We start from the raw sequence: 17,275 nt of genomic DNA, 5'->3' as shown, positions 1-17,275 counted from the left end.
TAAAATCCAATTGAAGATGAAAATTATTCTCACTATTCAATTAGTTAAGGATGGTGTTACATATGTTAGCTGCTCTAATTATCAGTACAGTCGTTGCATATTCTCTAGTCATGAAACATGTTCTTTCCAATGTAATGAAACCCCAATCAATTCATTCAAAATAATTTTTCTTAGCTGATTCCAGACGGAGTCGGCTTTTTTTTTATATGTGTCCATTCGCTTTTATAAAGATGAAAATTCATGATAGGAATTACAAGCAAAATCCATTAGAATAAAGTATGGTGAGAAAAGTTTTTTAATATTCTGTTTTTATGTAGGGAATTAATTTTGTTAGTCAAAGGGGTATACGGATGGTTCAAACAATAAGCGAACTAGATACGACGAAATTATTAGATCAAGTGGTGTCAGCTTATCATTATTTTAAAAATAATCATAATGCCATAGCCGCCGAAAAAGCAAAGCAATTAGGAAAAAAATTAAGCGATGGTGAATTTGCGATTGCTTTTTGCGGACATTTTTCCGCAGGTAAATCAAGTATGATTAATAAAATTGTTGGGGAAAATTTATTGCCATCAAGTCCAATCCCAACGAGTGCAAATCTTGTAAAAATAAAAATTGGTGACGAGTATGCGAAGGTATTTTTTAAAGAAGGGAACCCAAGACTTTATCCAGCTCCATACGATTTTGAAAAGGTCAAATCCTTTTGTAAGGACGGGGACCAAATTCAATCAATTGAAATAAGTCACAACACGAATATTCTTCCTAAAGAAGCGGTTATTCTTGATACTCCAGGAATTGATTCTACAGATGACGCGCATAGGATTGCTACTGAATCTGCCTTGCATTTAGCGGATCTTGTCTTTTATGTCATGGACTATAATCATGTCCAATCCGAATTGAATTTCCTCTTTACAAAGGAGCTAACAAAGGCAGGGAAGGAAGTATATTTAATAATCAACCAAATTGATAAGCATCGTGAGGAGGAACTGGGATTCGAGGAATTTCAAAATAGTGTAAGCGAATCCTTTGCTTCATGGGGAGTGAAACCAGCATATATCTTTTACACTTCTCTAAAGGAGGAAAGTCATCCATACAATCAGTTTTCCGAATTAACAACGTTTATTCATAATGCTATATCCAATCGGAAGGAAATTCTGCCCATTTCAGTGTTTCATTCCTTAAAGAAGCTAACTCAAGAGCATGCAGACTTTGTGTCTGAAGGGGATGTGCATGAATTAGAACGTATTGACCAGCTGCTTTCTACAGCAGAAATGGAACCGGAGGCTATTCGGAAGTTTTTTAAAGAGAATAATGAGAAATTAGAGACCTTGCAAAATGAAATAATGGAAAAAGAGAAGTTTATTGAGATGGAGATTGATAAGATATTAAAGAATGCTTACTTAATGCCATTTCAGACACGGGAGCTCGCAGAAAGTTATCTTCAAGCTGTTCAGTCGGATTTTAAGGTTGGACTGTTATTTTCTAAACAAAAAACTGAAATGGAAAGACAAGCAAGACTGCAAAAATTTTACGCAGACTTTCAGGATAAAGTGAAAACTCAAATAGAGTGGCATCTAAAGGAGCTGTTTAATCAGGTCCTTAAAAATAACCACATTCATCATCCAACATTGTTAACTGAAGTTCAAGGCTTCATGGTTGACTTTTCAGAGGATTTATTAGTTGAAAATGTAAAGTCTGGAGCGAAAATTTCTGGGGAATATGTATTAAATTATACAAATGATGTTAGTGAAGCAATTAAGAAGGTTGCGAGGAATAGGATCAGAAGGATTAAAGAACAGTATATTGATATATTATTTAATAATAATAAAGAAGAAAAGCAAACTATCGAAGTGGAAAATAATCACTTAAGGAAATTCATCAAGGCTCTCGATCAAAAAGACTCCATTATTGGTGCGCAAACAGCCATTCGTATTAAACTAGAGCAGCTTCTTTCAGGACATTATGAAGAAGTTGTTTCTAATGAAGAAAAGAACGAAATGCTTGCTGAAACAGCCGAGGTTGAAGTTGTATATTTAACTGAGGAAATGGAGACAGATTTTCAAGAATCAAAACAATCAAGCTGGAATAAAAGGGAGGAAGACGCAAATCTACAATTAAGGAATCAAGCCCCAGAGAGCGAAAGATTAGTAGAGAGATTACAATTAACTGCAAATGAGCTTTCTGATTTACCTGGTTTCCGAAAGATGTGCTCTGTACTCACACAAAAGGCAGAGAGTTTAGAACATAAGCAATTTACAGTGGCTTTATTTGGAGCATTCAGTGCTGGGAAATCATCCTTTGCAAATGCTCTAATTGGAGAAAAGCTGTTGCCAGTTTCTCCAAATCCGACAACAGCAGCAATTAATAAAATATTGCCAGTCGATGAACTCCATCCACACGGAAGTGTACTGGTAAAAATAAAAGATGAGGCAGCTCTGTTTGAGGATGTGAATCGCTCTTTATCTGTATTCCAAATGGAGGCAACAAATTTTGAGGAGTCGATGATTTTAATCGATTCTATCATGAGGAATTCCCAAGACTTTGATGCGAATGAAAAAACTCATTATGCGTTTCTAACAGCGTTCTCAAAGGGATTTGATGCCTATCATTTGAAATTAGGAGAATGGCTTGAAACGGATTTAACAGAGTTTAAGGATTACGTTGCTAAGGAAGAAAAGTCATGCCTAGTTGAAGAAATTAAGGTGTTTTTTGATTGTGAATTGACGAAAAAAGGGATTACCCTTGTTGATACACCAGGGGCAGATTCGATTAATGCACGACACACAGGGGTTGCTTTTGATTACATCAAAAATTCAGACGCTATCCTTTTTGTTACATATTATAATCATGCATTTTCAAAGGCAGATCGTGAATTTCTAATTCAATTAGGAAGGGTAAAGGATTCCTTTGAATTGGACAAAATGTTCTTCATTGTTAACGCCATTGACCTAGCAAATGACGAAGAGGAAATGTGTTCGGTCATGAATTATGTGGAAGATCAGCTGATCCAATATGGAATTCGAAAACCGCATTTATATCCTGTCTCAAGTCTACTAGCAATTCAAGAAAAGCTAGAAAAATTGCAAACAAGATCTTCAGGAATCAATGATTTTGAGAATCAATTTTATTCCTTTATCAATCAAGAATTAATGTTGGTGACAATCAAAGCTGCAGAATCCGAATGGCAACGCTCCGTCCATCAATTGAAGTCATTTATTGCCTCATCTCAAGAAGATCAGGAGGTCAAGAGAAGAAAATTTGAAGAATTAACCAATGAACAAAATATTATAAGAGATTTGGTAGAAAATCAATCTTTTGACTTGTTGCAAAATCGTTTAAGTCAAGAGATTAGCGAATTAGTGTATTATATTAAACAACGTGTATTTTTCCGGTTTAATGATTTCTTCAGGGAATCCTTCAACCCTTCCGTTTTAAAGGATGATGGAAGAAATCTGAAGAAGGCCCTAAACAATGCTCTAGAAGATTTTCTAACAAGCTTTGGTTTTGATTTTGCTCAAGAATTGAGAGCAACATCCATTCGTATTGAAGTGTTTATGAATGTATTAATTAGGGAGGTCCATGAGTCAACCAGTAGAGATGCCTTAAAAGTCAATAAAGAGTTATTCTTTCGCGCGTTCGAACCTTATAAAATGGAAAGCATTCCATTTGAATCTGCATTCTTAGATCTTGATCGTGGTTTGTTCAAAAAGGCTTTAAGCTATTTTAAAAACCCAAAGGCATTCTTTGAAAAAAATGAGAAAAAATATTGTAGTGATGAATTAGAAAGAACACTTAGCCTTCCAACTGACCAATACCTCCAAAAGGGTACGAATCGGCTTAACGAGTACTATAGTCAGCAACTTGAAGAAGTCTTCAATGATTGGAAATATGATCTGCAGGAACAATGTAATGAATTTTATCAAGGTATGCTTGCTGCAATAAATGATGAAATTTCCATTGAGCAGCTTGAAGAAATTCTAAAAAGAATCAATAACTTCTAATAAAGGATTTTGATCATGATTCATTGGCTAAAACAGTTAGAGATGGAGATGGATATAGAGATTCTGTTTGCTTGCGAGGCGGGAAGCCGTGCTTGGGGAATGGAATCTCTTTCCTCTGATTATGACATAAGATTTATTTATAAACATAATGACTTTCGTAGATATCTTTCACTAAATCAACCTAGAGAGGTAATTGAAAAAAAAGAGCCTTTTGATGCTGTTGGATGGGACTTAATGAAGACCTTAAAGCTTTTTAGAAAATCAAATCCTAGCTTATTCGAATGGATCCAATCGCCAATTTACTACGTAAACAACTATTCCTTCGCCGAGGAATTAAAAGGGTTGATCATCGAAAACTATTCCTTATATTCGCTCTTTATGCATTATCATTCTATTTGTACAAGGAATTTAAGAGAGATTCAATCAAAGAGCCTGAATGATAGACGGCAAAAGCAACTAATTTATGCACTAAGGTCGTTCCTGATTGCAAGAGAAATCGTTCATTATCAGGATCTTTCTTTCGTTCATATAAAGAACCCTATAAATACTGATGTAGAGGGATTAAATAAATATTATAATGAGTTAGTAGATGCAAAAAGGAATCAACTGCTTATTTCTGTTCAACGAGCAGATGAACTCCAGTATTTATTAGAAAATGAACAGATCTTATTACTTGAAAAAGCTGAAACTTTACCAAAAGGTCAGGACATTACTCTTCAGTTAAACACATGGCTGTGGAAATTGTTGGGGGTCTAAAAAGTGGAGGGAAACAAAAATGAATGATTTTGTGGATTGTCTATGGTTAAAGGAACATTTAAGTCAAGAGAAAATTAGAATTGTCGATTGTCGCTTTCATATGGGACAGCCAGAAGAGGGGAAAAATTTGTTTCTTCAGGAGCATATTCCAGGAGCTGTTTATTTTGATTTAGAAAAGGATCTTTCTAGTCCGATTGAAAAACATGGGGGTAGACACCCACTACCTAATTTTGAAATCTTTCGAGCATTATTAGAGTCATCAGGAATTGATCGTGATACGACTGTCATTGCCTATGACGGAGGTCAGGAAGCATTTGCATCACGGTTATGGTGGCTTATGAAATATGTGGGACATGACAAGGTTTATATTCTAAATGGAGGATTTACCGAATGGAAAAGGGCAGATTATCCTGTAGAACAGTCTATTCCATCCTATCCAAAAACGAATATAAGTTTTAATTTTCAACCACAAATGCTAGCAACCTTTGAAGAGGTAAAGTCTATTGTTGAAAATCCTAGACCTGATGTCGTTTTAATTGATTCAAGGGAAAGAAATCGTTACTTAGGATTGAATGAACCGATTGATAAAAAAGCAGGACATATCCCGGGAGCAATTAATAAGGTTTGGACAGATGGTTTTCAAGATGGAAATTTCAAGAATAATAGTGAACAGAAAGATAGATTTAACAATATTCATCCATCGAGTCAGGTCATTGTTTATTGTGGATCAGGTGTAACAGCCACTCCAAACTACCTCGCTCTTAAAGCAGCAGGATTTAAGAATATAAAACTATATATTGGAAGTTTCAGTGATTGGATTTCTTACGAAGAAAACGTGGTTGAAACGGGCGAAGCCCCAAAATAATGTATGATTAAATATAGAAGAATATTTCCATAGTGTATATTACCAACCACATAAGTGGGACCTACATGTTATAATTGAACTTATGTTGCAAAATAGTAGGGGGAATAGCTTTGGAAAATGTTCAAAAACCATCATTGATGTTAGTTGACGGGATGGCATTATTATTTAGAGCCTTTTTTGCTACTTCTGTTTCTGGCCAATTCATGTTCAATTCAAAAGGAGTTCCTACCAATGGTGTTTATGGATTCGTCAAGCATTTTTTAACAGCTGTTTCATCATTCGGTCCTTCCCATGTAGTCGTTTGCTGGGATATGGGAAGTAAAACCTTTAGAACGGAGCTTTTTTCAGATTATAAAGCGAATCGATCTGAGCCTCCAATTGAACTTGTTCCGCAATTTGATTTAGTAAAGGAAGTAGTAGAAGCATTTGATGTTCCTAACATAGGTTTGAAAGGTTATGAGGCTGATGATTGTATCGGTACTCTTGCCAAAAAATATCGAGGAAAAGCAAATATTAAGATCTTAACAGGGGATCGAGATATTTTACAGCTTTTAGATGAAGATATATCTGTGGCCCTTTTACAAAAAGGGTTTGGGAATTATTTAGTTCATACAACTGAAAGCTTCTTAGAAGAAAAGGGGATTCATCCTGCTCAAATGATTGATTTAAAGGCCTTAATGGGTGATACAAGTGACAACTATCCTGGAGTTAGAGGTATTGGAGAAAAGACGGCATTAAAGCTGTTACAGCAGTTCAAGCATGTAGATGGAATTGTTGAAAATCTCGATCAGTTAACCAAGGCACAAAAGGCAAAAATTGAACAGGATTTAAATATGTTATATCTAAGTAGAAAATTAGCGGAAATCAAATGTGATGTCCCAATTGAATGCTCCTTAGAAGAAGCTACCTATAAGTATAATTATGAAAAGGTAACAAATAAATTTAATGAGGTGGAGTTTCGCGGACTTCATCGACTATTAGAAACCCATCAGTCAATTGTGTAAATCATTATCAAGTTGAGGAGCCAGGCCTTTAGAGTAAATCGGTGCCTGACTCCTTTGCTTTTGGAAGGCCGCTCAAGGGGTGCCTATCCCCGTCGATTATTTAGTGTTTTTCTTTTTAGCTGCATTTTCAAGCTTGCTCTTTGGTTCTTCAGAAAATTCAGCATCCTGACCATATCCTTGGGGATTGACTCCACCTGCCTTTGTCCCCCTGTTGGATCTTTTCTTTTGGCCCATGCCTCCACCTCCTCCAATAAACATGTCACCATATGATTAAAGTTTTACCTGAAATACTCGAATCATACAAAAAAATCCCTTTCAACATATGAGTATAATCCAATTAATCTTTCCTAAACTAAGGTAGAGGTGAGGGAATGAACAAGGGTGTATATATAGCGTTAATTAGTATTGGTCTTGCACAGGCATTAAAGATTCCCATTCATTTTATGAAGGAACGTAAGTGGAAGCCTAGTCTCTTTTTCCAAACAGGTGGAATGCCGAGCTCACATTCTGCAGGAGTATCCTCATTAACAACATTTATTGCCTTAAAGAGGGGGATTCCAACAATCGATTTTGCCCTCTCATTAATCTATGGGTTAATTGTAATGTATGATGCACAAGGTATCAGGAGACAGACTGGTGAATTAACCTTAAAGGTCAATGATTTAGATGAGCTTATGGAAAAGGTTCATAAAGAGGAAAGCATAAAATTTAAGGAAAAGTCCCCAAAAAGGCTGAAGGAAATGCTTGGACATGAGCCAGAAGAAGTAGTTGGAGGAGCTATACTTGGAATAATAACGGGTACACTAGGACACCTTTTGACAAAAAAAGATAGAAAATCAAGCCTTTTTAAAGTAAGATTTAATAGGAAATGAATCGGCAAATTGAGAGGAAGGGGAAGCTTTGAAGACAGTAGAAGAATATTTACTCCATTTAGAAAGTAAAGGCTTTATATTTGGTGAGGATTCGGTTGGGTTTATTTATTTTGGGCAGCGTTATACAAATGCTTCGGACGAACTGACAAACACAGCCATTGAATTAACACTAAAAGCCCAGAGAAAGTTTGATGGGAGCTTTTATATCTCCTTACTTGAAATGTTAATTTCTAATCAAATAGAAAATCGCAGACAAGCCATTCAGTTTGTTAAAGAAACACAACTGCTTGCAATATAGGAGCTGACACCTAAGGTGCCATGGTACCTGGCACCTTCGCCTTTGGGACAGCTCTTTCTTGTCATCAAGAATATTTATTAATGATTAGAGCCAATTGTATTTTTCTTTCTTTCTTTTCTATACATAGGTATTTTTGTTGGAGGAAGCTCAGAAATAACCATCCCGGCTAATATAAATAGACATCCAAATAAAGCACTAATAGACAGGCGTTCCCCAGCCCAAATAAAGGCAGTCGCTGCAGCAAAAACTGGCTCCATGGCAAAAATCAATGCAACCCTTGTTGGAGTAGTAAACTGTTGAAACTTTGTTTGTGCAAAAAAGGCAAGGGCAGTGGCAAAAAAGGCTGTAACAAATAATGCCAAAAACACATCTGACTTAAATAAGATCGTTGGCTCTAATGCTAGCCTCCAATCTTCAAAGATGAAGGCAAAAAGAGAAGAAAAGATAGCAACTGTAGCAATTTGTACAACAGTCAAAAGCAATGACGGATAATTGGCACTATATTTTCCTGTGAAAATAATTTGAAGTGCAAAGCCGATGGCACATATAAGGACAAAGGCATCTCCAATATTTAATGAAGCAGCACCTGTCATGGTTAAAAAATATAATCCACAAGTTGCAATGAGTACGCCGATTACTGCATTCCTTCCCGGTCGAACCTTTAATAACAGGAATGAAAATAATGGTACTAATATAACACTTAATCCTGTAATAAAACCAGCTTTAGAAGATGTGGTGTAAAGGAGACCCAAAGTTTGGGTAGCATATCCAACAAATAGCCAAAAACCAATAATAACCCCAGAAATAATCAATTTTTTATTGACTAGTTTTAGCTGTTTCCTTTCAAAAACTAGAAGCCAACCCCCAAGTAATAAGGTTGCAATAAAAAAACGAACTCCATTAAAAGAAAATGGCTCCAAAAAAGAGATTGCATTTTGAACGAGAACAAAAGTCGCTCCCCAAACAAGAGCAACTAATAATAAGCTAATATCGGCAATTATTGATTTATTCACTATTTTCATTTCCCCTCTTCATTTTTTCTTATCGCAGCCCGTGCAAGTTCGTCTGCTGATTTATTTTCTATACTAGGAATCCATTTAATAAAAAAGAGATCGAATTGTTTTGATAATTGCATTGCTTTGTCTAGCAGGGCAAAATATTTTTTGTTTTTTACAAATCCCTTTTCCATACTCCTATTAACAAGCTCTGAATCTGTTCGAAAGGATACTACTCGATATCCATTTATTAAACAAATTTTTAATGCATGAATAAGTGAATGAAATTCAGCCTCATGGTTACTCATAATACCAAGGGGAATTGAATATCTTTCTACTTTCCCATCTTTTTTGATAAAAATCCCTGCACCACTTGGACCTGGATTTCCTGCACTCGCTCCATCAATGTATACTTCAATCAAGCGGCAAGCCTCCTGTGATTATTCATTATATGTTTTTGGTATTCTTTTTTAAAAATAATTAAATACATAGGTATTGTGGATGTGCCAAAATGCTATGATTGTAAGTGTATCATAAAATGGAAGATTAAACAGATAATTTAAAAGGAAAAGAAGAAACCAAAAAAGCTACCCGAGCGAAAGAGGTGTTGTACACATGAAATATAAAATTGAATGGAATTATAAATTAAATAGGAATCAAAATGTATGGTTCACATCTGATTGGCTAGATTCTGAATTAGCCTTGGAGACAGGATTAGAAATTGAAAAATCGGGTAAGGCCATCGATTTGAATTATTACGACGAGAAAGGAGTTTCTTGGACTACAAAGGAATTAAAGCAGCTTTTAGCTGAAGTGGAAGAGGAGCCTCATGATGTCACGATTTATTTTGATGGAGGTTTTGATAAGTCAAGATTTGAAGCAGGATTAGGCGTTGTTATTTACTATAAGCAAGGGAGAAAAAAATACAGAATTAGAGCCAATCAGCTTATACATGAAATGGATACCAACAATGAAGCTGAATATGCTGCCTTCTATTTTGCAATGAATTTGTTGGAAGAGCTTGGGGTCCACCATATGTCCTGTGACTTTAAGGGCGATTCTCAGGTTGTATTAAAGCAATTAGAAGGTGAATGGCCATGCTATGAAGATAACTTGAATCGATGGCTTGACAGAATTGAAGCAAAAATGAAGGAAATGGGGATTCATGCAAAATATACTCCAATTCCACGTCAAGACAATAAAGAGGCTGACAAACTAGCTACCCAGGCTCTCGAAGGGAAAAATGTGAACAGCAAAATGTTGATCATCTAAAAGGGAGAGACGATCTTGGATAGAAAGAAGCTACTGGAAGAAATGGACCACATCATGACTTATTTTTGCGAGAGCTGTTTTATACATAAATACCATCGAGTTGAAAATGGGAGAAGGTATGCTCATCGGTTTTGTATAACACAATGTACCATAGGTGAAAAATTAAAGTGCTATGGACAGAGACTGTCTTAAAAGAAATTTTGCGGGGTAAAAGAAATTTATATATGATATCGCTTTCAAAAATAAAAAAGCTGGCAAAAAATTTTGCCAGCCGAGTTATTTATTATAATAATTACAGTTTTACCACATTAGCAGCTTGAGGTCCGCGATTTCCTTCAACGATTTCAAAAGAAACTTCTTGACCTTCTTCTAGAGATTTGAATCCGTCACCTTGAATAGCAGTGAAGTGTACAAATACATCATCGCCACCTTCAACTTCGATAAAACCGAAACCTTTTTCGTTGTTGAACCATTTTACTTTACCGTTTTGCATAATAACATTTCCTCCTAAGCCTATCAAGACACCTCTTATGTGTCTAAGTAAGTATATTATCATTTAATTAAATATATATAAGCCATATTTTTGAAATAGCGGAATATATTAATAAATGATGATATAAATATACAATGAAAATAGGCCTTCAGTCAAGGAAATAAGTATATTTTTCCATAAATGTTCCCTAATAATTACATGATTAAAAATTTTCCTTAAATAATTTTATCAATAAAATTTCAGAAATTTCTTTATATTTTAATTAAATTTTGATATTATTTTATTAGTATACAATTATTGACATACTAGGTGATATTTATGAAAACGAAAAAAGTAAATAATCATAACAATGAGCCATCCTTTCTTAGCATCCAGGAGATTGATAAATTACTTGATTCATTTAGGAAGACAGAAAGAAATAGGTTTTTAGACCAAACCCAGATTGTACACCACCAAATTAATTTGAAAGAAGTTAGGGAAAAAATCAATCAAGCAACAAAAACGGTAAAACAAATATTTAATTTTGTAGGTGATGGAGGAAATCTACCAATATCTGAAATAATGGAAGATATTATTCCTTCAATTAAACAAGCAGCTGAGATTCCACATATATATCATCTGTTTTATGAATTACAATCAAAGGATGAATATACCTATAGACATACCATCAGTGTTGGAATTATTGCAACCATTATCGGTAAATGGATGGGGATGCCTAAGGATTCAATCAATGAACTAACGATTGCAGCTACTTTACACGATATTGGGAAATCGAGAATCCCAAAAGAGATATTAAATAAACCCGGGAAGCTGTCTAAAGAAGAATATAATGAAATGAAGAACCATACAATTATTGGCTATGAGCTATTAAGAGATATTCCGGAATTACCAATGACCATTCCATTAGTAGCTTTACAGCATCATGAAAGAGAGGATGGAGCTGGATATCCACTTGGTCTATCAGGGGATCAAATTCATCGGTTTTCAAAAATTGTATCCATTGCTGATGTATTTCATGCAATGTCATCTTCACGTGTTTACCATCATGCGAAGCCATTATATGAAGTAATTAAAGATATGCAAAACCATGCTTTTGGGAAATTTGATCCAAACATCATGTTAATCTTTCTCTATAAAATGATGGATAATTTGGCTGGAAAAAATGTACAGCTTTCAAATGGATCCATAGGGAAAATTGTGATGATTCACCCGTTTGATCCACTTCGTTCACTTGTTAAAGTGGAGGAAGAGTTAATCGATTTACGTTATAACAATGATTTACAGATTGAAAGAGTAGTGGATGATCAAGATTAGTATTTGTTGTGAAGGAAATCTATACAATCATATTTTTGAATATGGCTTCATATTTTTTATCATTGATGACATAGAAAAGGGATGAGAGTATGTACCGATTTTTGATTGCTGGTGAGGAATGGATATTAAGATTTTCACCCCATTTGATAATGGAGGAGGATTTGAAAAAAGTAATTGCTGACCTAATCGTCCAGATGGAACAGCAGCTTCAGTTATTTGCCCATGGTGAATCCTTTATGGTCATAGGTGAATGGATTGGAGCAATTGTCTTTAATATTGAGAAAATCCCATCTTTAATTTTAACCGTATCTAACATTGTTTCTAAGGAAAATTGGTATACCTTCAATAATGAAAATATGGTACCCTTAAAAATAAATAGACTTGAACAATAATCCTTTCATCAAACCGCTAAAAAGGATGAATACCTACGTAAAATAGAAGGAACAATCCATACTTTGTTTTTTATCGGTAGGAGGATACTATGAAAGAATTGGAGGTGATTGTCTATTTTAGGAATGACATATCTTGGTTGAACCTTCGTGTTACCCATCCCCAAAATTAGAACCCCATATCCATTTAGAATTACTTCAGAATTTTAACAAAAATAAATCCAATTTTACCAATTTTGCTTCTATTAATCTTAAATAGGATTGAATGGAATAATCGATGTGATGATTAATAGCTTTAGAAATATGCCCCCAAAAAGAATTTTCCTTGTTATAAGTTTATATATGCCTATATACTATTTTAGTATGATATTTTTTGCATACTAATGTAAGGAGTATGAAAATGAAACTGATAATTGCGGAAAAGCCTGATCAAGGAATAACCCTTGCCTCCGTTTTTAAAATGAAGAAGCATCAAGGATATATCGAAATTCTACCCAATGAAATCTTTCAGAATGGTGCTTATGTTACATGGGCCGTGGGTCATCTTTGTCAATTAGTTGGTCCAGATAAATATAATAAAGAATGGAAAAAGTGGGATCTTAACTCACTCCCAGTGTTACCAGCGCACTTTCAATACGAGGTAACCAAAGATAAATACAAGCAATTTAGTATAATAAAAAACCTTATACAATCACCAAATGTCACTGAAATCATTCATGCAGGAGATGCTGGGCGTGAAGGAGAGCTCATCATACGAAATATCATTCGCATGACAAAATGTAAAAAGCCTATGAAAAGATTATGGATTTCTTCACTTACAGCAAAGTCCATACGAGAAGGTTTTTCATCATTACTACAGGAAGAAGAAACGAGAAATTTATTTTATGAGGCTTATACTAGAGCCTGTGCAGATTGGATTGTTGGCATGAATGCATCCAGACTGTATAGCTTGCTTCTGCAGAATAAAGGGTTTCGAGATGTTTTCTCTGTTGGTAGGGTGCAATTGTATCCGTTAAATTTTCGGGCGTTTTTCAACTCCCCTTGATATATATAGCTTGTACGAATTCCACCCAATTTTATTTGGGCGGATTTAATTTCTATGTAAAAATACATGGGACTCCCTCCCCGAAAAGAGGGTAAATGGAGGTATAATAGTGGTTAGTGTAATTATTTCAGAAAAGCCATCCGTCGCAAAAAACATTGCGGATGCGTTAAATATAAAAAATAGAAAAGATGGGTACTTTGAAGGAAATGATTATATTGTTACTTGGGCTTTTGGACATTTATTACAACTTTATGATGCGAAGGATTATGATGAGGGAATGGCGAAATGGAGAATGGAAAACTTCCCTTTTATTCCTTCCAATTTTCGATACAAAGTAAAAAGCGATCCTCGCAATAAAGACAAAGAAGATCTTGGTGCTAAAAAGCAGTTAAAAATTATATACAACGTAATCAAACGAAATGATGTAGAAACAGTAATCTCGGCTACTGATTATGATCGTGAAGGACAAGTTATTGGGGATACGATTATTTATAATCTCAAGACAAAAAAACAAGTTTATCGCTTATTACTGAACGAATGGACTCCAGATGAAGTGTTAAAAGGACTTCAAAACTTAAAGCCGAATACGGAAATGAGACCCCTTCTAGACGCTGGTATTGGTCGTCAGTGGGCTGATTGGGTCATTGGCATTAATTTAACATCTGTGGCCACATTGAAGTATCAGAAGGGTTCTGGAAAGGCATTGAACATTGGAAGAGTTCTACTTCCAACGTTAAAAATTATTTATGATCGTGATAAAGAAATTGAAAACTTTGTGCCTGAAGATTATTTTAAATTAGCTGCTACATTTAAAACAAAAGATGGTAAAGAGTACGAAGGGACATATGTGGAAGATGAAGAGGAAAAATTTAAGAATAAAGCAACTTTGGAATTAATCCAACAAGCTCTAATTAATCAATCAGCCACAATCTTAGATAAAAAAGTTGAACTTAAAAAAGAATATCCCCCATATTTATTTAACCTTTCGAATTTACAAGGTTTTATAACAAGTAAATATAAAGGCTGGACTTCTGATAAAGTCCTGAAAGTGGCTCAATCTCTATATGAAAAGAAATATATTACGTATCCACGTACTGCCAGTGTAGTATTGGAAGAAAGTTTAGTGGATAAGGCAGCTAAGGTACTTAACAACCTAAAAAAAGGACTGCCATATGAAAATGAAATTACATTTGCGAAAAAGAAACGGGTTTTTGATAATTCTAAAGTAGAAAGTCACAGTGCGATTACTCCAACGTATTTAATTCCTAAATCCTTATCAGGGGATGAAGCAATTGTTTATAATGCAGTCAAAAATCGCTTTATTATGCAGTTTATGCCGATTGCCGAACATGAGGAAACGAAAATAATGACTAAAGTTAATTCTGATGAAATTAAAGGTCTGTTTATATCAAAAGGAAAAGTACAGTTGGTTGAGGGATGGAAAAAGGTAGAGAAAATTGAATCTAAGGATACTATCCTGCCTCTAGTAAATATTGATGAGATTGTTAGTATTATAGATCATAAATTGACTTCTCACGTGACGAAACCACCAAAGCATCATACAGAAAAAACATTATTAAGAGTAATGGAAACATGCGGCAAGGGTAAAGACAAAGAGGTTGAAGACAGTGAGGAAATGATGGCTGCCATTTTAAGTGGTTATAGCATTGGTACGCCAGCTACAAGAGCCGAAACAATAAAAAAGTTAAAAGATGTCGGCTATATTACTACTCAAAATAAAAACTTGATTTGTACGGAACTAGGAAGAAAATTAGTTGAAACATTTCCAGTAAAGGATTTGTTTGATTTAGAATTCACTGGTAGATTGGAAAAAACATTGTCTGATATTGAAAAGCAAAGGTTTACTAAGGAAAGTTTCTTGAATTTAATTTTTGATTTTACAACAAATGCTGTTAAAACAATTAAAAATGAAAAAGACATCATTATTAATGAAGTATCAAACGAAAAGAAAACCATTGAGGTTCTTGGAAAATGTCCTCTTTGTGGGCATGGAATTATTGAAGGTCAGAAAGGCTTTGGATGTAGTAACTGGAAAAATGGCTGTAAATTTGTTATTTGGAAAAATGATAAATACTTAGCATCAATGAAAAAGAAACCAACAAAAACAATGGTAAAAAGCCTTTTAAAAAATGGATTCGTTTTGGTTAAAGGATTAACGAGTAAAAAAGGCAATAAATTTGATGCTAATTTACGATATGAAAAAAATCCTGATAACGAATATTTTAGTTGGAAGATGGAGTTTCCTGAAAAGCAAAAGATTAAAAGTGAAAATTAATATGATTAGAATCTAAAGTGGAATACGAATGTGTTATTCATTTGCTTTTCTCTTTTTTATAATGGTTGCAGCATCCTGACATACTTTTTACCACTTTAAACCTTCTGATTATAGAAGACAGAAAACATAGTATTGGGAATCAAATATGTTATAGTTGTAATACAAATTTGATTGATATTCATAAAATCAGTCCCTCCGCATATGGCCATATTCTTGAAGAAGCTCTTATATTCTAAATTGGGTAAAAATGGTATAATTTTATTTAGAGGTGAGTATATGAGTATTATCCTTTTTGTTTTCATACACATACTAATAGGACTAGCATTAATATATTTTTACAGCAGATTACCAAAAGCACTAACTACATTTTACAATGAGTTTCCTATATTGGGGAGCAGTTTTAGTGCATTCTTCTCTGAGTTAACAGGTGCTTATTCTTACTAATTACGTATTTGTTTACAAATACAAGGAGGGATATTAATGAGCTTTGCTATACCACTCATAATAATTATATTAGCTGTCCTCGCCGACTACTTTTGGTTTGATACCGATAAAAAAAGATGGGGATGGATGAAAAATTGGTCTGCATTTAATAAAGGCTTATTCTTTTTTGGTTTTATTGTTGTTTCGGTATTGATATATCTTGGTTTAAGTACAGAGTATTTCTGATTAGATAATGTAATTTCATATTCAACTATAGGGCGCATTTATAGAGTAATGAAAAAGCTCAATTTCTCAGTATTAAAATCGAGAAATTGAGCTTTTTTATATTGAGATATCCTTAGTGCTGTAAATATGTAGTCCTAATACTAACACTTATAGTTGGTTGAGAATTGCGTTTTTTACTCATGCCCCTTTCAAGTATAAGTTTTAAACTAATCGTGTAAACACATGAAAGGGGTAATTGAATTGAAACCATTATTATCCGCAAGAAATGTAATTAAAAATTATAACAAAAATCAGGTGGCTGGGCTTAATAATGTGTCACTTGATATTGAAGCTGGTGAATTTGTTGGAATTATGGGAGCTTCAGGTTCGGGAAAGACTACATTGCTAAATATTCTATCAACTATTGATAGGGCAACAAGTGGCGATATTGTAATCAATGGAGTGAACATTAATAAACTGAATGAAAAAAAAGCTGCTGATTTTAGGAAAAGACATTTAGGTTTTATTTTTCAAGAATATTTTTTATTAGATAGTTTAACAGTTAAGGAAAATATCGCTGTTCCTCTTACATTATTGAAAAAATCTCCAATAGAAATTGAGTCGTCCATAAATAGTTTAGCAGATCGCTTCGGAATAAAAGAACAACTATCGAAGTATCCTAATCAACTTTCTGGTGGGCAAAAGCAAAGAGTAGCTGCAGCTAGAGCCATAATTAAAGAGCCTTCAATTCTATTTGCAGATGAACCGACTGGTGCATTAGATTCAAAATCTGCAACAGCATTATTACACAAATTAAAAGAGGTTAATGAGGAACTGGATACCACCATTTTAATGGTGACACATGATGCTTACACAGCCAGTTTCTCAAGCCGAATCCTTATGTTTAGAGACGGAAATATCATAAATGAATTAAAGAGAAATGGTCGGAAGAGGAATATATTCTTTCAGGAAATATTAGATGAAGTTACTAGAATTGAGGTCAACAATGAATAGGAGGATCTTATAA

17 protein-coding genes and 1 pseudogene are annotated in these 17,275 nt (G+C 34.3%); 14 read left to right on the top strand and 4 right to left on the bottom strand.

Annotated elements, in window-relative coordinates:
• Positions 1 to 350 precede the first annotated feature (350 nt).
• From BQ6100_RS13275 to BQ6100_RS13260, 4 genes are all read left to right on the top strand, one after another.
• Positions 351 to 4,001 (top strand): dynamin family protein, encoded by a 3,651-nt coding sequence (locus BQ6100_RS13275; RefSeq protein ID WP_075982068.1) that lies wholly within the window; start codon positions 351 to 353, stop codon positions 3,999 to 4,001.
• Positions 4,002 to 4,016: 15 nt separating this feature from the next.
• Positions 4,017 to 4,757, top strand: a complete 741-nt coding sequence (locus BQ6100_RS13270) for a nucleotidyltransferase domain-containing protein (RefSeq protein ID WP_075982067.1) — start codon at positions 4,017 to 4,019, stop codon at positions 4,755 to 4,757.
• Between the two features lie 19 nt (positions 4,758 to 4,776).
• Complete coding sequence (locus BQ6100_RS13265; RefSeq protein ID WP_075982066.1) at positions 4,777 to 5,622, top strand: sulfurtransferase; 846 nt, start codon at positions 4,777 to 4,779, stop codon at positions 5,620 to 5,622.
• Positions 5,623 to 5,759: 137 nt separating this feature from the next.
• A complete protein-coding gene (locus tag BQ6100_RS13260; protein ID WP_075983573.1) occupies positions 5,760 to 6,626 on the top strand; it encodes a 5'-3' exonuclease in 867 nt (288 codons plus the stop codon).
• Positions 6,627 to 6,722: 96 nt separating this feature from the next.
• Here BQ6100_RS13260 and sspL read toward each other — a convergent pair whose 3' ends face one another.
• A complete protein-coding gene (sspL, locus tag BQ6100_RS13255; protein WP_075982065.1) occupies positions 6,723 to 6,860 on the bottom strand; it encodes a small, acid-soluble spore protein L in 138 nt (45 codons plus the stop codon).
• 137 nt (positions 6,861 to 6,997) lie between these two features.
• Between sspL and BQ6100_RS13250 the strand changes: the two genes are divergently transcribed.
• Entirely contained in the window at positions 6,998 to 7,498 is a 501-nt protein-coding gene (locus BQ6100_RS13250) for a divergent PAP2 family protein (protein WP_075982064.1), read from the top strand.
• A 28-nt stretch (positions 7,499 to 7,526) separates the two neighbouring features.
• Positions 7,527 to 7,796 (top strand): DUF6123 family protein, encoded by a 270-nt coding sequence (locus BQ6100_RS13245; RefSeq protein ID WP_075982063.1) that lies wholly within the window; start codon positions 7,527 to 7,529, stop codon positions 7,794 to 7,796.
• A gap of 77 nt (positions 7,797 to 7,873) precedes the next feature.
• Here the strand turns inward: BQ6100_RS13245 and BQ6100_RS13240 are convergent, their stop codons facing one another.
• Together BQ6100_RS13240 and BQ6100_RS13235 are read right to left on the bottom strand one after the other, a co-directional pair.
• The gene (locus BQ6100_RS13240) at positions 7,874 to 8,809 is read right to left on the bottom strand and encodes a DMT family transporter (RefSeq protein WP_075983572.1); all 936 of its coding nucleotides are present in this window, start codon (positions 8,807 to 8,809) and stop codon (positions 7,874 to 7,876) included.
• A 5-nt stretch (positions 8,810 to 8,814) separates the two neighbouring features.
• The gene (locus BQ6100_RS13235; RefSeq protein WP_075982062.1) at positions 8,815 to 9,213 is read right to left on the bottom strand and encodes a reverse transcriptase-like protein; all 399 of its coding nucleotides are present in this window, start codon (positions 9,211 to 9,213) and stop codon (positions 8,815 to 8,817) included.
• A 193-nt stretch (positions 9,214 to 9,406) separates the two neighbouring features.
• On the opposite strand from BQ6100_RS13235, the gene BQ6100_RS13230 reads away from it, so the two are divergent.
• Positions 9,407 to 10,063, top strand: a complete 657-nt coding sequence (locus BQ6100_RS13230; RefSeq protein ID WP_075982061.1) for a reverse transcriptase-like protein — start codon at positions 9,407 to 9,409, stop codon at positions 10,061 to 10,063.
• Between the two features lie 15 nt (positions 10,064 to 10,078).
• Positions 10,079 to 10,255: a zinc-finger domain-containing protein gene (locus BQ6100_RS13225; RefSeq protein ID WP_075982060.1), complete on the top strand. Its 177-nt coding sequence runs from the start codon at positions 10,079 to 10,081 to the stop codon at positions 10,253 to 10,255.
• Between the two features lie 100 nt (positions 10,256 to 10,355).
• On the opposite strand, the gene cspD is transcribed toward BQ6100_RS13225, so the two are convergent.
• Positions 10,356 to 10,556, bottom strand: a complete 201-nt coding sequence (cspD, locus tag BQ6100_RS13220) for a cold-shock protein CspD (RefSeq protein WP_009791749.1) — start codon at positions 10,554 to 10,556, stop codon at positions 10,356 to 10,358.
• Positions 10,557 to 10,874: 318 nt separating this feature from the next.
• Between cspD and BQ6100_RS13215 the strand changes: the two genes are divergently transcribed.
• The 6 genes and pseudogenes from BQ6100_RS13215 to BQ6100_RS13190 all read left to right on the top strand — a co-directional run bounded on the left by BQ6100_RS13215 (position 10,875) and on the right by BQ6100_RS13190 (position 17,262).
• Positions 10,875 to 11,870 (top strand): HD-GYP domain-containing protein, encoded by a 996-nt coding sequence (locus tag BQ6100_RS13215; RefSeq protein WP_075982059.1) that lies wholly within the window; start codon positions 10,875 to 10,877, stop codon positions 11,868 to 11,870.
• A gap of 89 nt (positions 11,871 to 11,959) precedes the next feature.
• Positions 11,960 to 12,262: a hypothetical protein gene (locus BQ6100_RS13210; RefSeq protein WP_075982058.1), complete on the top strand. Its 303-nt coding sequence runs from the start codon at positions 11,960 to 11,962 to the stop codon at positions 12,260 to 12,262.
• 397 nt (positions 12,263 to 12,659) lie between these two features.
• Positions 12,660 to 13,262 (top strand): annotated as a pseudogene (locus BQ6100_RS13205) (toprim domain-containing protein); the annotation flags it as partial.
• A gap of 151 nt (positions 13,263 to 13,413) precedes the next feature.
• A complete protein-coding gene (locus tag BQ6100_RS13200) occupies positions 13,414 to 15,600 on the top strand; it encodes a type IA DNA topoisomerase (RefSeq protein ID WP_075982057.1) in 2,187 nt (728 codons plus the stop codon).
• Between the two features lie 480 nt (positions 15,601 to 16,080).
• Positions 16,081 to 16,269, top strand: coding sequence for a hypothetical protein (locus tag BQ6100_RS13195; protein ID WP_075982056.1), 189 nt, complete (start codon positions 16,081 to 16,083; stop codon positions 16,267 to 16,269).
• Between the two features lie 240 nt (positions 16,270 to 16,509).
• A complete protein-coding gene (locus tag BQ6100_RS13190) occupies positions 16,510 to 17,262 on the top strand; it encodes an ABC transporter ATP-binding protein (protein WP_097677919.1) in 753 nt (250 codons plus the stop codon).
• Positions 17,263 to 17,275: the final 13 nt, after the last annotated feature.

The organism is Bacillus massilinigeriensis (assembly GCF_900117315.1).
Lineage (GTDB): Bacteria > Bacillota > Bacilli > Bacillales > Cytobacillaceae > Bacillus_BE > Bacillus_BE massilionigeriensis.
The sequence above is the reverse complement of the archived record's forward strand: the minus strand, read 5'-3'. Positions and strand labels throughout refer to the sequence as shown.